The sequence below is a fragment of the Aureimonas sp. Leaf427 genome, from assembly GCF_001425485.1.
GTDB lineage: Bacteria > Pseudomonadota > Alphaproteobacteria > Rhizobiales > Rhizobiaceae > Plantimonas.
Window position 1 is genome coordinate 1 of the sequence record NZ_LMQW01000021.1, and the last position, 22,360, is coordinate 22,360.

Annotated in this window: 9 protein-coding genes and 3 pseudogenes; 6 read left to right on the forward strand and 6 right to left on the reverse strand. The window is 66.3% G+C overall.

Translation table 11 applies throughout. The features are described from left to right. Positions 1-93: 93 nt before the first annotated feature. The 3 genes and pseudogenes from ASG62_RS13070 to ASG62_RS13080 form a co-directional block, all read left to right on the forward strand. Positions 94-1,887: pseudogene (locus ASG62_RS13070) on the forward strand (conjugal transfer protein TraG); the annotation flags it as partial. 7 nt (positions 1,888-1,894) lie between these two features. Continuing rightward, a complete protein-coding gene (locus ASG62_RS13075; RefSeq protein WP_056698985.1) occupies positions 1,895-2,335 on the forward strand; it encodes a ribbon-helix-helix protein, CopG family in 441 nt (146 codons plus the stop codon). 176 nt (positions 2,336-2,511) lie between these two features. Continuing rightward, a complete protein-coding gene (locus ASG62_RS13080) occupies positions 2,512-3,402 on the forward strand; it encodes a tyrosine-type recombinase/integrase (RefSeq protein ID WP_244487676.1) in 891 nt (296 codons plus the stop codon). Here the strand turns inward: ASG62_RS13080 and ASG62_RS28040 are convergent. Further along, a pseudogene (locus tag ASG62_RS28040) lies at positions 3,363-3,698 on the reverse strand (helix-turn-helix domain-containing protein); the annotation flags it as partial. The gene ASG62_RS13080 and the pseudogene ASG62_RS28040 sit on opposite strands and share 40 nt — an antisense overlap. A gap of 56 nt (positions 3,699-3,754) precedes the next feature. On the opposite strand from ASG62_RS28040, the gene ASG62_RS13085 reads away from it, so the two are divergent. Both ASG62_RS13085 and ASG62_RS13090 read left to right on the forward strand, forming a co-directional pair. Next, complete coding sequence (locus ASG62_RS13085; RefSeq protein WP_082537471.1) at positions 3,755-5,269, forward strand: ATP-binding protein; 1,515 nt, start codon at positions 3,755-3,757, stop codon at positions 5,267-5,269. 66 nt (positions 5,270-5,335) lie between these two features. Further along, positions 5,336-7,372, forward strand: a complete 2,037-nt coding sequence (locus ASG62_RS13090; protein ID WP_056698990.1) for a Druantia anti-phage system protein DruA — start codon at positions 5,336-5,338, stop codon at positions 7,370-7,372. Here ASG62_RS13090 and ASG62_RS13095 read toward each other — a convergent pair. The 4 genes from ASG62_RS13095 to ASG62_RS13110 are packed head-to-tail and all read right to left on the reverse strand — an operon-like array spanning position 7,369 to position 18,871. After that, positions 7,369-9,360: an AAA family ATPase gene (locus ASG62_RS13095; RefSeq protein WP_056698993.1), complete on the reverse strand. Its 1,992-nt coding sequence runs from the start codon at positions 9,358-9,360 to the stop codon at positions 7,369-7,371. The genes ASG62_RS13090 and ASG62_RS13095 overlap by 4 nt on opposite strands. A 37-nt stretch (positions 9,361-9,397) precedes the next feature. After that, positions 9,398-14,941 (reverse strand): DUF1998 domain-containing protein, encoded by a 5,544-nt coding sequence (locus tag ASG62_RS13100; RefSeq protein ID WP_056698996.1) that lies wholly within the window; start codon positions 14,939-14,941, stop codon positions 9,398-9,400. Positions 14,942-14,957: 16 nt separating this feature from the next. Further along, positions 14,958-16,034, reverse strand: a complete 1,077-nt coding sequence (locus ASG62_RS13105) for a hypothetical protein (RefSeq protein ID WP_056698999.1) — start codon at positions 16,032-16,034, stop codon at positions 14,958-14,960. Further along, the gene (locus ASG62_RS13110; protein WP_056699002.1) at positions 16,031-18,871 is read right to left on the reverse strand and encodes a hypothetical protein; all 2,841 of its coding nucleotides are present in this window, start codon (positions 18,869-18,871) and stop codon (positions 16,031-16,033) included. The genes ASG62_RS13105 and ASG62_RS13110 overlap by 4 nt, the downstream gene beginning before the upstream one ends. A gap of 508 nt (positions 18,872-19,379) precedes the next feature. Between ASG62_RS13110 and ASG62_RS13115 the strand changes: the two genes are divergently transcribed. Next, on the forward strand, positions 19,380-21,068 hold the full coding sequence (locus ASG62_RS13115) for a DUF262 domain-containing protein (protein WP_056699005.1): 1,689 nt from the start codon (positions 19,380-19,382) through the stop codon (positions 21,066-21,068). A 342-nt stretch (positions 21,069-21,410) separates the two neighbouring features. On the opposite strand, the pseudogene ASG62_RS13120 reads toward ASG62_RS13115, so the two are convergent. Beyond that, a pseudogene (locus ASG62_RS13120) lies at positions 21,411-22,283 on the reverse strand (IS3 family transposase); the annotation flags it as partial. Positions 22,284-22,360 lie beyond the last annotated feature (77 nt).

Consider the following 22,360-nt stretch of genomic DNA (forward strand, 5'->3'; position numbering starts at 1 on the left):
CTTGCCCTCCTGCCGGGAGGATCGGCTCGGCCCATCCGAGCAACCCTCGAACAGACAGTGTAGGGCAAGCCGCCCGGCCAAGCGGACATACGGTCTTACGCGCCGCGCATCTTCAAGGAGGGCGCCATCATCGCCGCGTCCGGCGGCTTCATCTCGATCGCGGTCGCGATCGGCATGTCGGTCTGGCGGGCGCGGGAAGCCAAGGACGTGGAAACCTACGGTTCGGCGCGTTGGGCTGAGCCGACCGAGATCGAGGCAGCGGGGCTGCTCGGCCCGGACGGCGTCGTGCTCGGCCGTTACGATCGCGCCTATCTCCGCCACGACGGCCCGGAGCATGTACTGTGCTTCGCGCCGACCCGCTCGGGCAAGGGTGTCGGTCTCGTCGTGCCGTCGCTCCTGACCTGGCCCGGCTCGGCGATCGTCCACGACATCAAGGGCGAGAACTGGACGATCACCGCCGGCTTCCGCGCGCGGCATGGCCGCGTGCTGCTGTTCGATCCGACCAACTCGAAGTCCGCCGCCTACAACCCGCTTCTCGAGGTCCGCCGCGGCGAGTGGGAGGTCCGCGACGTCCAGAACATCGCCGACATCCTCGTCGATCCCGAAGGCTCGCTGGACAAGCGGAACCACTGGGAGAAGACCAGCCACGCGCTGCTCGTCGGCGCAATCCTTCATGTCCTCTACGCGGAGGCCGACAAGACGCTGGCGGGCGTCGCCAGCTTCCTGTCCGACCCGAAGCGCTCCATCGAGGCGACGCTATCTGCGATGATGCGAACCGCGCATCTCGGCGAGGCCGGACCGCATCCCGTCGTCGCCAGCGCGGCGCGCGAACTGCTCAACAAATCCGACAACGAGCGGTCGGGCGTCCTCTCGACGGCCATGTCCTTCCTTGGGCTCTACCGCGATCCCGTTGTCGCGGCCGTCACCGCGCGCTGCGACTGGCGGATCGCCGATATCGTCGGCGCGAAGCACCCGACCACGCTCTATCTCGTCGTGCCGCCCTCCGACATCGCCCGCACCAAGCCGCTGATCCGACTGATCCTCAACCAGGTCGGCCGCCGCCTGACCGAGGACCTGCAGTCCAGGGGTAACCGGCACCGGCTGCTCCTGATGCTCGACGAGTTCCCGGCGCTCGGACGCCTCGACTTCTTCGAGTCCGCGCTGGCGTTCATGGCGGGCTACGGACTCAAGGCCTTCCTGATCGCGCAGTCGCTGAACCAGATCGAGAAGGCCTACGGGCCGAACAATTCGGTGCTCGACAACTGCCACGTCCGTGTCTCGTTCGCCACCAACGACGAGCGCACCGCCAAGCGCGTGTCAGATGCGCTCGGCACCGCGACCGAGATCAAGGCGATGAAGAACTATGCCGGCCACCGCCTCTCGCCCTGGCTCGGCCATCTCATGGTTTCGCGTTCGGAGACGGCGCGCCCGCTGCTGACGCCGGGCGAGGTCATGCAGCTTCCAGCGACCGACGAGGTCGTGATGGTGGCGGGCACCCCGCCGATCCGGGCAAAGAAGGCGCGCTTCTACGAGGACGCCCGCTTCACCGAGCGTGTGCTGGCGCCGCCGAAGCTCACACCGCCCAAAATCCAGCACCCGGACGACTGGACGACGCGGCCGCTCCCCCCAAGACCGCAAGTCGATGACGCCGCAGCGCCGCGCGAACATGGCGACGACGATCCGACCGAGTCCGAGCGACGGCATCAGCCCGAGCTCAGCCGGGTGATGCCGGTCGAAAGGAAGCAGCCGATTGAGAACGAGTTCGGGTCCGGTGCCGATGGTGACGAGATGGAAGACGACGCCGTGCGCAACACCCGCTTGAACCAGTTCATGCTGGGGAACGCGCGGCAGATCTCGCTCGATCCCGGCGACGGCATGGATCTGTGAGGACGCCATGACGAAGACGCCAAGAAAGCAGCGCCTGTCAGTCTACCTCGATCCGCCGGTCATGAAGGCACTGGCCGAGCACGCGGCGCGACGCGATCACTCCCGCTCGCTGGTGGCCGAGGCCGCCATCGCGTCCTTCCTATCGCCCGACGCCGCCGAGCGGCAGGAGGCGGCGATCGTCAAACGCATCGACCAACTCGATCGCCGCCTTGCACGAGCAGAACGCGATCTCGGCATTGCAGTGGAATCGCTGGCCGTCTTCGTGCGCTTCTGGGTAGCGACGACGCCGACACTGCCGGAGCCGGCGGCCAAGGCCGCCCGGGCCGATGCCGGTCGGCGCTACGATGCATTTGTAACCGCGCTAGGCCGACGTCTCGCCAAGGGACCAACGTTGCGGCAGGAGATATCAGAGGACGTGTCGCCGCATCGCCAGCCGCCCCGAACCTAATAAAAGTCCAGCTACGAACAGGTATCGTAGGCATAGATGGTGGTAGAACGAACCCGCTTCCGCGGGAAGAGCGGCGGTTTCGTCGTCGGAGGACTGACACGAGCGCACTGCGCTGATTGAGCGTCGCCCGGTGCGGGCGGACGATCCTGGCTCCTTCACCCGGACGGAGCCTTCCCATGACGACCTCTATCATTCCCGCCGCCGCGGTCAGTCCGTTGCGCCAGCGCCTGATCGCCGACATGACGATGCGCCGTTTTTCTGCCGAGACGCGGCGCAACGACCTGCGCGACGTCGGACGCCTGGCCTCGTTCCTCGGACGCTCGCCCGACACGGCCAGCGTCGAGGACTTGCGCCGCTTCCAGATCGCGCTTCAGGAGGCAGGCCTCGGCGTGCCGACGATGAACGCGGTCGTCTCGGCGCTGCGCTTCTTCTTCGTCCACGTGATCGACAGGCCGGATCTCGACCGCAAGCTGGTGCAACTGCGCTACCCCCGCACCCTGCCCGATGTTCTCAGCTCCGAAGAGGTCCGCCGGCTGCTGGGCGCCACCGTCTGCCTCAAGTACCTGGCGGCGCTTTCCGTCGCCTACGGAGCAGGGCTGCGCGCCGCCGAGGTCGCAAGCCTGAGGGTCGGCGACGTCGACTCCACCCGGATGCTCCTGCGCGTCGAGCGCGGCAAGGGCGGGCGCGATCGCAACGCCATGCTCTCTACCGACCTCCTCGCTCTTCTACGCGAGTGGTGGATCGAGGGGCACCGGCAGGGTATCCTGCATCGTGAGGGCTGGCTGTTTCTCAGGCAGAACTGGGCACGGCCCCTTTCAACGCGCCAACTTCACCGCATCGTGGTCGAAGCGGCGCGGGCACCCGTCCAACCTTACGATCTCGAACGGCTAAGCGGGCCGCGCCGCGATCGCAAAACCCGGGTTGGACGTGGCAGGGCCCGAACCTCTTCAGGATCTACAACGATTTCTGTGAGCAGTGTAGCGGCATCCGTACCGGCTTCTAAAGCGATGCGTATCAGGATTGCTACTGTCGGGTTCTGTTTGCCGAGTTCTATGCGCCCGAGGTAGAGACGGTCTATCCCGCATTTCTCTGCAAAAGCCGCTTGCGAGAGGCCCGCGGCCTTACGCGCTGCCCGCACGCGGCTTCCCAACTGCTGCATTGCCGATTTGGCCATCCTGAATATGTGCCCCGACGACCGTTGTGACGCTACCTTCAAATGTATGCGCGAGCCGGGTGCGGTAGTCCTCCTCGAGTTCGCGTGCCGAACAACAGGCCCTTCTCCTAGCCTTACGTTGGCCGTCCGCTGCATGAGAAAGTAGGAGAAGAGTTGCAACAAATTATGGTGTCTATATACATCATACATAAGGCTTTAGTGGCGACCGGCAAGAGCTTAAGCACAGGACTGAAGGGGGCGTCTGCATGAGGAAAGGTTCCGAAGAAGCGTTAGTCGCTCAGCGGCGATATAGCCGTGCGTCGAGACTTGATGCTGATCCTGGTCTGGTCGTCTCGGAAGCGTTCGTGCGCGGCATCAGGCATATAGGCTACAGGAGCAACGTCGAGGCCATCGCCGAACTCGTGGACAACTCGATCCAAGCCTACGCTCAGCGGGTGGACCTAGTGTCTGGCTTCGCCGACGCGGGGCAGGCCACCCGTCCCGTCCAACTGGCCATCATAGACGACGGCCACGGCATGGGGCCGGGGATGCTACGTTTAGCGATGATGTGGGGCGGGACCCACCGCGAGAACGACCGCAGTGGGCTGGGGCGGTTTGGCTACGGCCTGCCGTGCGCAACAGTCAGCATGGGCCGCTGCTTCACGATTTACTCCAAAGTTAGAGGAGGGAAGGTTCACGCGGTGTGCTTGGACTTGGACCTGCTAGACGCTGGCGTATACCTCGCCGAGGGCGCCCGTCTTTCCATCCCACCGGCGCGGCCCGCCGCGCTACCGGCGTTCGTCAGCGAGGCGATCGCACGCATGCACCCCAATGGATGGCGATCGGGGACGGTCGTCGTTATTGACAAGCTCGACAGGCTGCATTGGGCTACGGCTAGCGGACTCCGGCGCAACCTGATCCGCCAGTTCGGCATCGCCTACCACAAGCTGCTCGCGGCAACAGCGATTCACATCGACGGGGAGCCGGTCCAGCCGATCGACCCCCTGTTCTTGTCACCGGACTGCGCGCTGAGTTCGCTGGACGAAGATCGCGCGCAGCCGCTCGAGCCCGTGACGCTAAAGATCGGCCTCGAAGGGGGCGCCACAGGCGAACTCGTCCTGCGCTACGCGTGGCTCCCGCCGACGTTCGGCGCGGCTGACAAGTCCCGGGACGCCATCGGCCTCAACGCGAACGCCCGCTTCCCCATCCTGAAGCAGTACCACGGCATCGTCTTCAGCCGGAACGGCCGCGTGGTCGACGTCCAGTCGCGGACGCCCTGGACGACCTTCATCAACAACGACCGGTACATTCGGGTCGAGGTGGAGTTCTCCGCCTCACTGGACGAGGCCTTCGGCGTGACGACCTCGAAGCAGCAGGTTTCGGTCTCGCAGGAGGTGTGGGAGCAACTCCAGGCGGCCGGGCTCCCCAAGGCGATCGAGCACCTTCGGTCGAAAGTCCGTGCCGCGAAGGCGGAGCGGCAGAGGGCCATCGGGACCGGCGCTGCGCCGATCGCGGCCGGCACCGATCGCGGTGACGGCCATCCGGACCAACCTGCGCCGTCGCGGCCAACGGCGCGTGGCGCGAGGGAGAGTCAGTCATCCGCCGCAGATGCCCGGCTAGGGGGCGTCGATCCCGGCACGGCGCTAGACGCCCTGCTGTCGCGGATCGACCGGAGGCGGTCGGCCGGCAACGGGGCGATCGCGAACGAATACGACCGGCTGATGAGGGGCTGGGCGAACCAATTGTCGCGCATCTCGGGGACGAAGCCCGCCACCACCTGAGAATAGTCGCAATGGTCGCTGGCGCGAGCGGAGTGAAATTGGCATTGCTGCATCCGGGAGCAATAAATGAAGGGAGGGATGATGGCGAAAAATGACAGCGATCCTTCCGACCTCCGGAAGTTCGCTCCCTTCCTGGCACCCAAAGAGCGCGACCAACTCCACGGATTGCTGAACTTCGCCGGGCCGACGCCCGCGGGGTTCGCGGAGAGCCTGCGACAGCTGGCGCGCAGCTACATCGACGACGGCGACAGCGCGAAACTGCGCGCTATATGCCTCCTCGTCGCAGACCTGCTCGAACAGGGCTGGCGCGTGTCGTTCGAGTCCGAGGGCCTGCACTTCAAGCCGCCCGGCATCGCGACCGGCAGCGGCCAGTCGGTCGAGGACGTGAAGGGCCGAATCCGCGCTGCACTTCAGGCCGCGCGGCGCCGGCAACTCGCAGAACCTTCCGTCAGGGCCTTCATCGCCCGGATGGAGCGCCGGACCCTGCGCGCCCCCGGCGTCCGGAGCTCGATCTTCGACCTAATCGACGATGGCGCCGCCCTGGCCGATGACCTTGCGGCGATCGCGGCGCTGCCCGAAGCGGATCGCGACATGGCGCTGGCGAGGCTCGTCGACCCGGTCGTCGAGATTTGCCAAGCGGGCACGCGCTGCCCGGACACAGGCCTGCCGCTGAACGACATCTGGCGCTACTTCCGCCACACCTGGGCCCACGAGTACCGGCCCATCCCGGGCCGCCAGCTTCTCGTGCTGGTGAGGAACGCGGCCCGGCCGAACCGTCCCGTCATGGGCATCGCGATGCTCGCCAGCCCCGTGATGAGGGTGTCCGTCCGGGACAACTGGATCGGCTGGCTCCGGGAGGCCGCCGAGGCGAACCTCCGCGAAGGGCGCTGGCGGCCCGATCGCCTCGCCCGCGCCATGACCGACAGGATAGAGATCTCGATCGGCGCCGTGCGCTGGGACGACCTCGCGCGGCCGGATGAGATCGAGGCGCCCGTCGACAACACCGTGCTGAGACTCGAGCAGAAGGCGGCGGGCGCCGCGTTCGCCCGCGACCTCGAACTCCGCGCCCACTACCAAGCCAACGTAGAAGCGGGCGGCCGCGTGAAGCCCATGCGCGGAGCGGTCAAGGTGGCTGGAGCAGGCACGGACTGGCGGACGGCTTCCGAGGACGTGCTGTTCGTCCGCAAGCGAGCCGAACTGCTGGCGCAGTTGCTGTTCGCCAAGCAGGTGTTCCGGGCCGCCGACCTCGAGGGCGACCCAGCCGCCGCGCTCGATCAACTGCTGTCCGCGAAGACGGGTCAGCGCGCCATCGACATCGTCCTGACGGAGTTCCGCAAGGCCGGACTTTCCAGCCGCGTCGCCGACGTCAGCATCTGCGGCGCGGTCGCACCCTACAACGAACTTCTCGGCGGGAAGCTGGTCGCCCTGCTGCTGGCCTCCAGTGAGGTCCACGACCATTACGCGCGGCGCTACGGAGGACAGGTGAGCGTCATCGCGTCGCAGATGGCGGGGCGCGCCATCTCGAAGCCGGCGGACCTGCGGGTGCTGACCACGACGAGCCTCTACGGCGTCGGCTCGAGCCAGTACAACCGGCTGACCCTGCGCGCCTCCGAGCACGAGGGACTCGAACTGGACATCCGATGGGATTCCATTGGGCGAAGCAAGACGGGCGGGTTCGGGACGCTGCACCTCGGGGCGGACACCGCCCACGCCCTCAGGCAGATGGCGCAGGACCTGCACACCTCCAGGCGGGTGAACAACCGGTTCGGCGAGGGGACGAGCCCCCGGCTCCGACAGATCCGCGAGGGCCTGGACGCCCTGGGCATCGCGAGCGACAGCGTCCTGCACCACGCCACGCCGCGCCTGTTCTACGCGTGCAAACTCGGGGGGGACGCGAGGGCTTCGCTCCTCGGCATGGCGGGGGAGGAGGCGCAGCCCTCGCCGGCGGCGGCCATCGCCCAGGCATGGCGGCGGCGGTGGCTCGACGGCCGGAGCCGACGGCCGGAGACCTTGGACGCAATGAGGGCGCAGGGTCCCGAGAGCGTCAGCCGGTCGTTGCTCGACCAGCCCAGGGGGGACCTCCTGGCCGACCTGGAGGGCTAGGTTCCCAGGCGGCCCAGATCGATCCACTCGACGAAGTCACGCCGACGTCCAGCCACATCCAGCAGGACATCCCGCAGCGGCCCGGGCGCCGTCCCCACGCTGATCACCAGCGTATCCATCGCACGCGTCAGCGGTATCATGATCCAGCGGGCCGCGTGGCGGTCGGCGGCCTCGGCCCTGCTCTCGACAAGCGGGTCGTGGGCGTGGTCCTCCGCGAGCCACTGGCGGGCCTTGTAGTCCCAGAGCTGATCGAGGTCGTAGTTGATTGTCGTCCACCCTTCCAGCCCGCGGCATGAGTCGTACTGGACGAAGCGCAGTTCCTCGCGGTCAGTCGGGTAATGCTCGCGCACGTCACGCGCCGTGCCATCCCAGACCTTTCCGCCAGACAGCAGCACGGATCGAGCGGCGGCGCTGCCGGTCCCCGCCGGACCGCTAGTGACCGACTGCGGCGGCACGCAGGCCAGCAGGTCGACCGGATGGTTGCCAAGTTCCCTGGCCTCCGCGACCAGTTCCGCGATCCTCGCCGGCTCGGCGGTCAGGTCCCCCTCGTATATGATCACTCGTCCGCCGACGGCGTCTGCGTTGGGTACGAGGTCCCAGTCGTCCAGCCCGAGGCCGGCCGCCACGTCGGCGACGAACGACGCGACGTTCGACTTCATGCGAAGGCATTTCTTGAGCCTGCGCATGGTCGACTGGCCCTTGCCCAGGTCCGAGGTCCAGTCCGCCACGGATTCCCGGACGTACTGGTCCACTCCGTCCGACACGACCAGCCGCTTGGGCCCGTAGACAGCGTTCAGGATTGCGATCTCGTCGCCTGGCCAATCCTGGCCCTCGTCGACGAAGACGAGGTCCCAGTCGAAGTCAGTGGCGTCCGCCTTCATCATCGCGGCGAGATCCCCGGGCGTGACCGCACCACCGCGGAGATAGTCGAGCAGGGTGGCCTTGTGCCGGTCGAAGTCGTCAAGGAAGCCGCCGTAGTCGTCGATGACCCCCAGCTTCAGCATCAGGCGGCCGATGAACCCGTGGACGGTCTCGATGGCGATGCCGCCGGCCTCGACGCCGCGTGGCACGCCGAGGAGCGACATCGTCCGGCGCATGTCGGCGACGAGCGCCTTGTTGAACGTGAGGACGAGAGAACGGTGCCCGGACTGATCGAACGCGCGGTAGGCCATCTGCAGCAGGATGACCGTCTTCCCGACGCCGCCCCGGCCCTTGAGCAGGATCTGGCGCTCGCCGAGGTCCTCCAGCCAGGCGTCCGGCAGGGCCGCCTTGGCGATCAGGTCCATGCGTCGCCGGTCAAGCGGCGTAGGCTCCAGCGTGGCGAACAATGGCGAACTCGGCGAAAGCAGCCGGTCGAACGCGTCCTCGGTCCCATAGCTGAGCACGACGCGGCGATCGTTCTCGCGCGGCCCGGTAACCTGACCGAGAACATTGAGGATGCGCTCGAAACTCGTGTCGCTGGCTATGCAGACATGTGGGCGCGGCGGCAGGTCGCGCTCCTTGAGGCCAGTGAAGAGGACGAGGTTCTGGACACGGACGTGGTCCAGCCCGAACCGGTCGAGCCACTTCTTGAACTCGAACATCTGCGACCGGTTCTTCTCGGTCACGCATTCCCACGAGACCTGCCCGTTGCGGACGTAGCGGACTGACGCCACGGAATTCTCGAAGCGCACGCCGGTCGCGGAGTGGGACTTCACCTCGATCACGAGCGCGAAGTTCCGCACTTTGGCGGACCGGGGCGTGAACGGCACCCCGTCGCGCGGATAGAACTTCCACTCGACGTCGAACCTGCGCGCATCCGCGAAGGTGCCGATCACCACAAGGTCGAGATCCTCGATCTTCTGGCCGTGCATCTTCAGTCCGACGAACATCCTCACCGTGTCGGTCCGGTTGCGGGCGAGATCCGGCCATAGGTCCAGCAGCCTCCGCTCCAGGCGCTTCGCGGCCAGGTACTCGTCGCCCTCGGTGACGCCGGAAATAATGATCACCGGACGGTTTCCGGCACGCGCACCTCGTCGGAACCGCTCAACGGAGTACCTCCTCCTCGACAGCCCGCGTGGCCGCAGGCAGGTTGCCCCTGACAAGAAGCTCGTTGACCGGGATCACCGCGCCGCCGTCCCACCTCTCGCGCAGTTCGGCGATGAGCGGGTCCGCCGGGTGGTCGGCGGTCAACGGACCCGCGATCGCGATCACGCTCACCGCGCCGTCTGACCGAGTGGCGAGGATCGGCACCGGGACATCACCCATGCCGGACACCATGACCGAGGCTTCGCCCGAATAGGTCATGCCGTTGCCCGTGTTCCGCTGCAGGTCCAAGAGGAGAACCTTGGTTGACGCCGCGACCCGCTGGGGGCTGAACGGCTGCATCTGGTCGGTCAGGAGGAACTCGACGAGTTCGGCGCCGACGTGACGGTCCAACTGGCCGTGCTCGAACTTGTTCTTGAAGCTGCGCAGACAGCGGTAGCAGGACGAATCGCAGTCCTCCTCGCAGGTCTTCATGACCTTGAGGGCGCGCTGGAACAACTCGAGGCTGCGGTCGGCGAGTTGCCGCGCGAAGCCGGCACCTCCCGGCAGCGTGTCGTAAAGGAAGATCTCCGCCTCGAGGCCAGCCATCCCCGCCGGCGTCAGTGCCGGACGGTATTCCGCCATCATCTCGCCAGGCTCGACCTCCAGCAGGCTGCACGCGGCCTTCGCCATCGCCTCGCTCACGGTCCGGAGCGCAACGTCCGTCGGGTAGCGGCCCGGCTTCAGCTTGAGCGGCGCCTCCACCCGCAGGGAGAAGAGGGCGATGTCCGTGATGAAGTCGGTCCCGAGCACGAGGTGCCTCGTGGTCCCCGTGCCGGGACAGGTGGGCTCCTTGTCGGGAAACGGCTTGGGGTGCGGCGAGAACATCGACGCCGTGCCCTCAGCCGATGACTCGATGCGGCCGCACAGGGTGCAGTAGTTGTAGCCCTCGTGCTTCGGGCCGGTGTTGGACACGAGCAGGTGCTCGCGGTTCGGCATCACACGGATGCGGTCGTTCACGAGCGTCCACTTCTCGTCGTCCGCGGGCGTAGGCATCACGAGCTTCGCGCGGGTTGCGTAGCTGGTTTCCGGCATGTCGTCGGGCGAGGTCACCTCCTCTTGGTCCACGCGGTGGGCGAAGCCCGGGGGCCGCAGCCAGTACCGCGTGGGGCCGAACGTCTCCTCGGACCCGCAAGCATGGCAGTCCGTGACCGCGTCGCGCTCGAGCCCCTCGTCGATCTTCACGGTCTCGGCGAAACCGCACTCGCTGCATTCCCGGTAGAGCCGGCGGTTCCGCCATGCGTCGTAGCGGTCCTCCGACATTGGGGAGTAGATCGCCCCGGACGTGTAGCACTTGCCGGATATCCACACCTGCTTGCCGGGGGCGTATTGCGACAACGCCACGGGCAGCCCCTGCGAGGGCGCGAAGCGCATTACCGGCTTGTACTGGGTGGAGCGCTCCAGATCGAAGACGCTGAACGTCGCGACGTCCGTCGGGAAGGCGTATCGCGGAAGGACGCCCTTGTAGAGGAGCCGGTCGAGCAGCGTTCCGGTCACGGCCTTCTGAGGCGGCGCCTCCTCGCCAACTTCCTCCTGGACCTCGGCGCCGGCGTCCGCGCCGTCGGACTCATCGTCCTTCTCCACCTTCGCCCCGGCGACGGAATCGTTGGCGATCGCCGTCTCAACCGCGGTCACGCAGTCCACGACCATCCCGTCGAGGAGAGCCTGCCTGACCTCGCCGGCTACCTCGTGCGGAATCCATCCGGACACCCGGGCCTTGAGCGCGGCCTCGTTGTCTATGAGCCACTGCCTGAAGTCGGCCGCGTTCAACTGGGCACCCGCAGTCTTGAAGTCCTGCACCGAGCCCAGGACCGAGAACAGGTCGGGATTGGCCATGGGATCGAACGTCGGCAGCCGCACTTGGTGGTATGACTGCAGCAGGTAGGCGCGGATGTGGCGCTTAACGATGTCGGGGTTGTCCAGCGTAAGCTTGGGATCGATCACCTTGCCCGAGATCATCTCCCTCGGCTCGCTGAAGTAGTGCTCGTCGTGGCTGTCGGCGCTCCCGAACGCGACGACGGTGGCCACCGCGTTGCCCCGGCGCCCGGCGCGGCCCGCGCGCTGCTGGTAGTTGGCCCTGCCAGGCGGCATGTTGCGCAGCGCGACGCCGGACAGGGCGCCGATGTCGATGCCTACCTCCATCGTCGTGGTGCTGGAGAGCACGTCGATGGCGGTCGAGTTGCCGGCCGTCGCGCCCCAGTCGAGATCGACGTCCTGGAACAAGAGTTCGTTGACCTCCGCCATCGAGAACACGTCGTCGCTCTGCGGCGCGTTGAGCTGTGCGGTGTGCTCCGCGGCGATGAGCGCCATCGGAACCTCGGGCGGGTCCGACAGTGCCCCAAGCACCGGCGACCGGTAGTAGCCCTTGCGGGCGGTGAACACGGTGTCCTCCTCGGGATGGAGCGCCACGACCTGGTCGCTACCGCAGTCGAGGCAGTGGGCTATGGTCCGCACCGGCCTATGGACCGACTTGCAATCTGCGCATCGCCGCCAGTCGCCCTCGAGTTCGAGCGAGAGGTTCTGGCCCGCGAGCCTGCGGAAGCCGCCGTCCATGTCCGTCGTGAAGATGTTGAGCAGCAGCGGCGTCCAGGCCTTGAACGCCTTGCGCGCGGCCGCGTCCTTCAGCACCACGTCCATCGCCTTAAACATGCCCTTTCGGGAATTGACGGTGGTGCCCTTGCCGGCGGGGCGCTTGTACCAGGTCGTCGGCATCGTGTTCAGCCAGAAGCCCACCGAGCGCCAGCACCGCAGCCAAGCCCGCGCCAGGGCGACCTTGTCCTCGTCGTTCTCGGCGATGCCGGGGATGGAAGGAAGCGCGTGCAGTTCCTTAGTCTTGTTCGCCCGCTCGCGCAGCGACGCCAGCGCGAGCGCCTCCAGGCCGAGGTACTTGTCCTGGACAGTCTTCACGATGTCGTCGAGGAGGGCCGCCGGCGGCGTCTCGCCGCGCACCTCCATCCACAGCATCGTCAGGCGGGCCTCGTCCGAGAGCGCGTTCTCGGCGAGGCCCTTGGCGACCATCTCCTCGGCGGCGGAGAAGTTCTCGCCCGACTTGCGCTCCGGCCTCAGGCGGACGCCCAGCCCCTGCGAGGCGAGCAGGACGGCGAGGTAGAGTTCCTCGAGGCTCAGCATCTGCTGGACCATCTGCGGCTTCGACAGCACACCGTGTCCCCAGATGATGAGCGAGCGCAGCGCGTCGCGGACGGAGTACATCTGGAGGTTCGGCGCGAGCCGGGCGGCGACCTGACGGGAGTCGGAGAAGACGAGGACCTTGCGCCCGCGCAGGGGCGCGAAGCGGGTGGCCGCCTGCTTCCCCGGAGGCTGGACTGCCAACTGCCTCGACACGAGCGCCTGGAACGGCTGGTCGCCCTTCGTCTGGTGGTCCTGCACAGTAGTCCGGCCGCGTGCCGTCTGGCCGCACACGCCGCACGGCACGAACTGGCCCCGCCGCTCCGAATTGGTGTCGACCTCGCCGTCGTCGCCGACGGGCGGCGTGATCCGGTCCTTCCGTATGTAGACGGTCCGCGTGCGCTGCCCGGCAGAGAGCCGCCCGGTGTCGAGGTCGTACTCCGCCAACTCGCCGGCGTCCGGACGCTTCGGCTTCTCCAGCAGCAGGTCGAGGTCCAGCAGCGGCAGGGTCTCGCCGCCGGACATGCGCAACCTCCGTCCCGGCTCCGACCAGAGCGCGTCCGGCGCATCGAGGTCGTCGGAGTACGCACGCGCGTAGCCGGAGCCGCAACTGCGGCACGTGAAGAATTCGAGGACCCGCGACCCGCAGCCGCAGACTTCGCGGGGCTGGCTATACATTCGACCGCATATGCCGGTGCGCTCCTCCTCGACGATCTCGGCGCATTCCGGGTCCATGCATACCCACAGCCCCGGCAGGCCTCGGTAGAAGTTGTGGACCCGGCACGGCAGCGGCCCCGAGGCGTCCGGCTGCTCCCGCGCGACGCTGCCGATCGCCAGCAGGGCGGTCACCGCCGCGTCGGCGAGATCGGGCGTATCGGGGAAGAGTTCGGCGCCCAGTTCGGCCACCGGCTGCGCGGAGCCCATCGTGGTGTTGACCAGCCGACCCAGCGGCGAGAAGTCCTTGAGTGCCTCGAAGAGGTCGCGCTCGACACCGTGCGTCGGCGCCACGCCGCGGTGCGCGAGGAACGGTGCGACGGCGCCGGCCCTGTCCGCCTCGTCGGGCGAATAGAACTGGCCAAGGTCGAGAGCGGCGAGCACCTGGGCGTCCGCCTTGCTGCCGACCGCGGCGTGCGCTCGGTGGTCGAGGTCGCCGGTGACGGCGACGAAAGTCTCGGCGGGCACGCCCGAAAGCTGGGCGCCGAACTCGGCCGCGTAGACCTTGCTGTCGAAGCTGGCCGTCGCGCAGATCACCTGGAACCGCTCGACCGGTATGTCCAGGCGGTCGCGCAGCCTCCTCAGGAGGAGGCCGACCTCGGCCCCCGCAGCCCCTCGGTAGAGATGGGCCTCATCGAGGACGACCGTGAACTTCTCGGCCGGATTGGCGGCGAGCCACGCCCTGGTGCTGTCGAAGATTGGCCGCTCGATGGGCCGCATCATCATGTACTCGAGCATCGAGTAGTTGGTGACCATCAAGTCGGGGCAGGACGCCTGGACCTCGTGGCGCGTGATGAGTTCCGAATCCTCGGGAAGTGTGGTGGCGCGCAGGAACTCCGCGGTCTTCGGATCGTACCAGCGCGACCCCTTCGATCCGAACCACCGGTCCAGGTCCGGCTTCGCCGGCCACTTGCCGCGCTCCTGCAACTGGCTCCGCAGCCTGGACGCCCGTCTCTGCTCGTCGGACTCGGGGCCGGCGGCCTGGCGCTCGATGTCTACGTAGAACTCCTCGAACGACGCGAGCTTGCGCCCGTCCTTCTTGCCCGAGCGGACCCCGGCGTAGGGCGTCCGGCTGGTGTAGCGGGCGAAGCGGGGCGGACGGCCAGCCCACGCCGTGAACCGCTCGACGAGGTCCGGATCGCCGAAGATCGCCCGAAGACGCCCCAACTGGTCGTTCACGAGCGCGTTCATCGGATAGAGGAGGAGCGCCCGCATCGCCGGCTGCGCGAAGGACCACGGGCTCTCGGACGCCTCGCGGGCGAACTTGCCGAGGATGGGCAGGAGGAAGGACTCGGTCTTGCCCGAGCCCGTCCCGGTCATGATGACAAGGTTGCGTCCGTCGATGAGCGCGTGGCGGACGGCGTCTCCCTGATGCCGGTAGGGCGGGTCGAACAGCAGGCGGGGACGGTCGGCGCGGACGCTGGACAGCTTCTCGAAGATCGTCCGGGCGGCCGGCGGCAGGCCGTCGACATCGCCGAAGCGCGCGCCCACCTGGTAGCGGGGCGTAGTCTCCAGGAAGGGTTCCTGGTGCGTGACCCCCGTGCGGTCCAGCAGGATCCGCCGCTGGTCGATGAGCGAAGGCGCACCGATGTGGTAGGTCGCCTCGATGTACTCCTTCAGCGAGGAGTGGAGACGGTCGATGGTCTCCTGGATCGTCGTCGACATGCTAGCTAAACCCTCCTCATCCCGCCACCCGCGAAAGGAACAGCAGATCCCTCAGAAACTCCTCCTCCGTCGCGATCTCCGCCTCTGGGACGAGGAACGACATGAGGCACCCGGCCGGCTGGACCTCGCTCCCGATGATCGCGAGCCTGCGGCGGGCCCACTTCGGGATCGGCGAGAACAGGTCCAAGATCGCGCCACCCTCGACGGCGCGCAACCTGTATTCCTGCGGCCGGCAGGCGATCGCGTCGATCGCCATCTGGACCCGCCAAGCCGCATCGCAGCCACGCCACCGGTCTCCGTGCAGCGGTAGGTCGAGCAGTTTGACCGGAACGCCGTTCGAGATCTGGGCGTAGCCCCAGAGGTCGGACCCGAAGGCCTGCGGCCTACGGACGACGTAGTTCCCGGACAGGGTTCCGGGCTTCGTCCAACGAGCCCTGTAGCTCCGGGTGCGTCGGGTGCCGTCGAGCACCAGCAGTTCGGCCACCTCGCCCGAATGCTGCTGCGCCGCGAGCTTGGCATCGTAGGAGGCGGCGAGGTCGGCCGGGCGCGTAGCCTTCGGGCTCCGGAGCCATCCCGCGGCCGACAACTCGCGCAGCCCCAGATCGCCCAGCATAGTCGACAGATCCTCTGGAGGCACGGGGTCTATCGACCTGACCCCCTGACGGCTCACGATCCTTGACCGCATCTCAGTCGGCAGCGGCGTCTGCTCGTCGGCGGATAGGCCGAGGATGAACGCGCTCCCGCTCGGCCTGACGACGAACGCGGGCGGCGCCGCGACGAGCCAGGTGCCGCGCACATGCTCGCCCTCAAGCGCGACGTCGGACAACTCGAGCAGGTCGCCGATCGCAATCAGCCCCTCGATCGAAGATTCGACGCGCTCCTCGAGCATCGGCACGTCGTCCACCAGCCCGACGTGACTCTCGACCATGCGCCGGACGAGCGTGCGCGGTGAGCACGGACACAGGAACCCGGCAAGCCGCCTGACCGCCGCGGAGAGATAGGTGGTGCCCAGCACGCCTTCCGCGTCGAGTTCGACGCCGAGGGACGCGCAGGCGGCGCCTATCACGGACCCCTGATCGACGACCTCGATCACGCTGCGGCTCCGGCGTTCGACGGGACGGAGGCTCCGGCAGCCCCCAGCAACTGAATGATGCGAGCGCCAGCAGTGAGGGCCGGGTGGCTCCAGAGGTGCGCGATCATCGTTTCCAGTTCCGGTTCCGAGGGCCTCAATTCCCGGTCGAGGACGTCGGACAAGTCTAGCGCCGGCTTGGACATGACGCCCGGCGCGACGGCGTAACGGTGCGCGAGCGCGGCGAACTCGCGAAGCCTCACGTGCGCGGGCATGCCGGCGTACTTGACGGCATCTCGCGCGAGCACGACAGCGAACACGCGCTTCTTCTCGAAGCAATCGAGCATTGCGTCGACCGCCGCTTCCCTGGAGGCGCCTTCCCGGAGGGCCATCTCTGCGTTCGCCCACTTCGCGCCGCACATGACGTAGTAGAGGCATTCCTTCAGACGCGAGAGCACGCGCTCGCGGCGCTCACCCGCCAGAGCGCCGGCCTGCCGCGTGTCGGACCAGGCGACGATCGCCCGCAAGATCGCCAGGGCGTCTTCGCGGGTCCGGCGAACGGCCGACAGGTCCGGCTCAACCAGCAACCCCCCCAGGCCGCCGTCGACCCTCCGCACCCCGACGACCAACGGCACCATCACCTCTTCATAGCTCGCCACGAAGAGGCCACCCGGAGTTGCGGGCTCGATCCCCACCTCCGCGTCCTCGGTCTTGATCGGCACCTCCTCCAGCGGCTCCGCGAAGGACCGGAAGGAGACTCGGACAGGGTCCTTGCCCCCGTGGTCGTCGACCAGCCTCAACTGCGTCGACTTGCTCGTGGAGCGCCAGACCCACCGCACGGGCGACGCGTCGCGCTGCAGCGGTATGTGGACAGTCCCGAGTTCCTCCCCGTCGACCAGGATGCGCCCCGAACTCGCCGCCAGGTAGCCCCAGGGATCCTTCTCCCGGCGCTCGAAGGCGGCGAATGCGGTCCTCCATGTGTCGGGTCCCAGCGGCAGCGTCAGGTTGGCGACCTGCTCAGTCGCGATCCTGGAGCCGGTGCCGTCGAGGAGTTCGACGCAGACTGAGACCTGCCTTCCCGCGGGGCCCAGGACGTCCAACTGCGAGAGTCCCTCCCAGAACTCGTCCAGCGTCGGCTCGGGCGGCTCGGAACTGGCGATGAGCCCGGAGTGCCCGATCGTCCCACCCACCCAAGTGTTCGGCGGGCGCACGGAGAGCGATATCCAGCCCTCGACCGGGTGCGGGCTCGCTTCCGGCGCTGTGTCGCGGACCACCCGGACCGAGAGGACGTGGTTCCCCGCCGGAAGCGGCTGGAGCCGGATGAAAGTCGGAACGCCCGCCGGCTTCGCCGCAACCCTCAATCCTGGTCCGGCGCCCAGCCGGAGCTCATACTCCGCGACCGGATGGTCGTGCGATATGGCGAAGCACGGGCATTCGGTCTCCAGCCATTCCGTCGTGCCCTCACCGTCCCAGCCCCGTGCGGCCAGCCCCACCGGCCACACCCGGATCGTCTGCGCGACGGAAAGACCGGCCGCCTTGAGTTCGCCGACCTGCTCCGCCGACAGTGTCTTCGGAACCTCGAAGCGGATCGCCTGGGCACCACGACATCTCAGCGAGGTCGGATCCGCGAAAGAGAGGTCAGGGAGATCCGACTGGGAGACGAGCACGTAGCTCATGCCGGGCCGGACCATGCGACCGATCACCTCGGTGGCCTCGCCATCGGAGCCCACGCGGAAAAGCCAGTGCGGGCCCTGCGAGATGTGCCCCTCGCTGGCTAGCAGGTGGTCCATCCTCGGATTCGGGACCTGGAACCGCAGCACCGGTTGGTCAGTCGTAGGCCAGGCGTCCAACGCCCTCTTCTGGGCACCGTCGAGCAGCCAGCCGGGAGGACGGAGGCCGCTCGCTCCCGCGACCGAACACCGGGTCCGGCTCAGAAAGGCGCCGATCTCGGGGGAAAGGTCGGCAATCTGCTGGAGACCAGGCAACTCGACGATCAAGGTCCATTCCTCGACCCCGGTTCGGCGCAGCGAGAGGGACGGGCGGATCGAGGGCCGGCGCTCCGACTGCCCGCCGCCCGCGGTCAAAGCGCTCGCTATGTGCCCCGGGGCGTTCCGAGTCACGCCGCGCATCCGCGCGCTCTCCACGGCCTTCCTCGTGTCGTGCAGCCACTGACGCGCGTTCCGCGCCTTCTCGAGGTCGCCGACGATCCGCGCGAGCGCCTGCGGCAGGATCGCGCCGTCCCCGTCGGCGGTCCGGTGGTCGAGCAGCCCGAGCACGATTCGGCCCACCAGTTCCTCCTGCTCCAAGAAGTTGTCGAAGCGCGAACTTCCGCCGCGCGCCATCCGCGCCAGATACCGACCCACGTCGGCGGGTGACTGATCGAGCCTAGATACGATGTGGTACCGCAGACCATACAGCGCCCGGGCCAGTTGCCCCTGGAGATCCTTGGGCAGCAGCGCGTGCGTGATCGGCCACGCGATGATCGAGAAGAAGTTGGCCCAGCGTCCCACCGGGACGAGGCCCCCGTAGGTCCTGTGGAACTTCCCGAACCAACCCCGCAGGGCGGGACGCCAACTGCGGTCCCACAACGGCATCCGGCGCTCGAAGGTGTGCCAGTACTCGTCGCCATCGTAGTCGTATCCCTGCTCGGTGGCGTAGACCACCCAGACAAGCCAGTGCTTTGCGAGCCGGTAGCGCGTCTTCAACGCCACCTTCAGTGAAGTAGAGACTTCCGACAGGTCCTGAGCGCCGAGGCCGTGCTCGAACGCGAACACCGGCAGCCCGCGATCCAACCGCCGCGCAGCCAGCGCAGCGAAGTGATCCTCTAGCTTCCTCTGAGTGGCATCGAGATCAGCGCTCATTTGTAGAACAGCCAGCCTCGAATTGGGACGATCGTCCCGTCACTTGCGCCTCAACCCTCGCTCCCCCAGGTGCAGCGTCTTCTTCGTTTCGCCTTCGACCATGAATTCATCAGCTTACACGAACAATCGGTTTGATCCAGAGAGACCGTAGCACTGGAACTGAAACATGTCGGACGTCGTGGCTTGCTGAAGCCGACGTGGGCAGTTGCGTACCATTCTAAGGTGAGCGGAGGTTCGGTTCCGCGACGCCGGGCGACCATGTCAAGGGCATCGCCCCCGACTTTCCCTGCGCCGATCGCCTATGCGTCCAGTGCCATGCGAGCAGCGATCCTGCCTGTTTCGTGCGCATCGGCGCTCCGGCTGGCGAGTGGCAGCCTTCAACGCAGTATGTGCCGTGCAACTGCGCCTAGCAGAGCAAGCCGACTATGTCGTTCAAACGGCGCGAGCTCTTGATTGACATGACAGGGACCGCCTTGCACCTTGTTGGTCGGGCAGCCGGGAGCCACTTGTGTCGAAGAAGATTAGTGGTGCTGAGTACCCTCTCTCGAAGATTTTTTCGTCTGATTTCGAGTATGTCATCCCTTCCTATCAGCGGCCTTATGCCTGGACGCCCGATCAGGCCGGTGAGCTTTTCGATGATCTGATCGCCTTCTTTCAGGCCGAGCAGGAAGAAGGCTACTTTCTCGGTAGCATCGTGCTGATCAAGTCGGAGGATAGCGCCTATTCGCAGGTGATCGACGGGCAGCAGCGTCTGACGACACTCACCATCCTGCTCGCCACGATGGCCTGTGCGAACGATGGCGAGGACCGCGACGAGCTTCGACCATACATCCTCGAACCGGGCAAGAAGATGGAAGGGATTCATCCCAAGCCCCGCCTAGCTCTGCGCGAGCGCGACAAGGGCTTCTTTGCGAAATACGTCCAGGACCTGAAGCTGGAAGCCCTGATTGATCTCGATCCCTCGTCGCTCGACAACGAATCTCAGGTCAATATCCGGGCCAATGCGAAGCATTTCGTGCAAGCCGTCGCCGAGGCGCTGCCGACGCCGGAGAAGCTTCGGGAGTTCGTCACTTTCCTGCTGACGCGCTGCTATCTGGTGGCTGTCTCCACAGCGAGCCAGGACTCCGCGTTCCGCGTCTTCTCGGTGATGAACAGCCGCGGCCTCGATCTCCAGCCGACCGACATCATCAAGGCCGACACGATTGGCAAACTTAAGAGCGAGAGCGAGCGGCAGCTCTATAACGATAAATGGGAGGAGATGGAGGTTGAACTCACGCGCGACGGCTTCCGCGACCTCTTCACCTATATCCGCATGGTCTATGCCAAGGAGAAGGCGAAACGCATCCTGCTCGAAGAATTTCGGACTCACGTCCTTCCAAAAAACCCCGATCCGAAGATCTTCATTGACGAAGTGCTCGAGCCGTTCGCCGATGCGCTTGATGCGATCCGCAACGCGTCATATTCCGCGACCTCCCATGCCGAGACGGTCAATTATTACGTCCGGTGGCTTCAGCGGATCGACAATTCCGACTGGATCCCGCCGGCGATGCTGTATCTGAAGGAGCAGCGGAACAAGCCGAAGCGGGTCGCGCGCTTTTTCGAAATGCTCGAGCGCCTCGCCGCCTACATGCACATTTGCCGCTGGAACGTTAATGATCGCATCGACGTCTATGCCGAACTGATCAACGATATACAGTCGGGCGCCGAGCCGGACGACATGGCGCAGTTCGAATTCGGAGACGACGATCACAAAGCATTCCGCGACGCGCTGGACGGCGACATCTATGAGCTGACGCCGCGCCGACGCAATTATCTTATTCTTCGGCTGGATTCCTTCATCTCCGATGGCGCGGCGACCTATGATCCTTCGATCCTCACGATCGAGCATGTCCTTCCGCAGACTGTCCCGGTGAACAGCGAATGGAGGACATGGTGGCCTGATTCGTCCGAGCGCAAGGCTTGGGTGCATCGGCTCGCCAACCTCGTGCCACTCAACAAGAAGAAGAATTCGTCGGCACAGAATTACGAGTTCGGCCCGAAGTGCGACATCTACTTCTCGGGCACTAAGAATGTGTCCTCCTACGCGCTAACCAGCCAGGTGATGGCGGAGGATGAATGGACGCCCGAGATCGTCGAGAGCCGTCAGCAACGGCTGCTCTCAATCCTCTACGAAAAATGGGATATCGAAGAGGCCTGAGGCACGCTAATCGATAAGGCCCTGATGCCGCCGCTGATGCCTGCTAAGCTAATCAGTCTTAACTTTTCTGTGTTCGTCTAACAGGAGCAACTCCTAACAACGGTCAGGCCGTTGATAACCAAATTTTTTCCTTTACGAAATGCCAACTGGGTACGCGGTGGACATCGGTTTCTGCAAAAAGATGCAGTTGAACATGACACTTGAGAACGTCCGAAGTTCCTCCACTGTTTGCTTTTCGGTCACCGACAGTGCGCTCGTCGAGCCGCGGTAAGCGAATTTCTGAAGCTGAGAAGCGGGGGAAGTGGAGTGGACCCCATTTCGCCGGACAGGCGGCGGTTGGGTTTAGGCACTGAGCCTGATGAACTCACGAGGCGAGCGGAATTTCAGGCCTGAGTGGGGGTGAACCTCGCAATAATCCTCGATCCAGTCGGGGAGCAAGGCGAGGATGGTGGCGGCGTTGGGCAGGACGGTGATGCTGGCGTAGTCCCGTTTCAGAGTTTTGACGAAGGCCTCGGACATTCCGTTCGACTCCGGGCTGCGCACGGGCGTGAAGAGCAGCGTCAGGCCGAGGGCCCTGGCAGTGTTGGCGGTGTCCTTGGCGATGTAGGCGCTGCCGTTGTCTGACAGCCATTCGACGGCATGCGGGACCTTGGTGGTGCCGAAGCGGCGCTCGACGGCGGTGACCATGAGGTCGCGCACCATCTCGCCGGAGATGCCGGCCTGCGCCACGGCCGACCAGGCGATGATCTCGCGGTCGCAGGCATCGAGCACGAAGAGGATGCGCACGACCTCGCGGTTGCGGGCTTGGATCTCCAGATGGTCTGAGCACCAACGCACGTTGGAGCGCAGCGCGATGACGACGCCGTCATGCGTTCGGCCGGGCCGCCGTGCGGTATGGCGCTCCAGCGTCAGGCCGTGATGCTGCATGATGCGCAGCACCCGCTTGGCATTGACTGTCGGGCGCCCCTCGGAGCGCAGGCGACGGTTCAGCAGCGCCGTAACCCGCCTATAGCCGTAGGTCGGCCGAGCGTCGACGATGGCACGGATGGGCGCCAGGAACTCAGCGTCCTCGGCCTTGCGATACGGCCCCCGCGGCTTCACCGTCCTGCCGCGTCGCTCGTTGATGTGAGAACGAGCGACGTTCAGCGTCCGCGCCACGGCACTCACCGGGAACCGTCCGTCGGATCGCTCCAGGACAGCAAGGGCGATGTCCGTTTATGGAATGGCTCGCCCCTTTTCCTCGGCGCATGATCTGCGCCGTTTGAGACTGGCAAGGAGGCGAGGCGATGAAT

Excerpts from the sequence above, each read along its gene's own strand:
- ASG62_RS13110 (WP_056699002.1), bottom strand. The coding sequence starts at position 18,871 with ATGAGCGCTGATCTCGATGCCACTCAGAGGAAGCTAGAGGATCACTTC.
- ASG62_RS13075 (WP_056698985.1), top strand. The coding sequence starts at position 1,895 with ATGACGAAGACGCCAAGAAAGCAGCGCCTGTCAGTCTACCTCGATCCG.
- ASG62_RS13085 (WP_082537471.1), top strand. The coding sequence starts at position 3,755 with ATGAGGAAAGGTTCCGAAGAAGCGTTAGTCGCTCAGCGGCGATATAGC.
- ASG62_RS13080 (WP_244487676.1), top strand. The coding sequence starts at position 2,512 with ATGACGACCTCTATCATTCCCGCCGCCGCGGTCAGTCCGTTGCGCCAG.
- ASG62_RS13090 (WP_056698990.1), top strand. The coding sequence starts at position 5,336 with ATGAAGGGAGGGATGATGGCGAAAAATGACAGCGATCCTTCCGACCTC.
- ASG62_RS13100 (WP_056698996.1), bottom strand. The coding sequence starts at position 14,941 with ATGTCGACGACGATCCAGGAGACCATCGACCGTCTCCACTCCTCGCTG.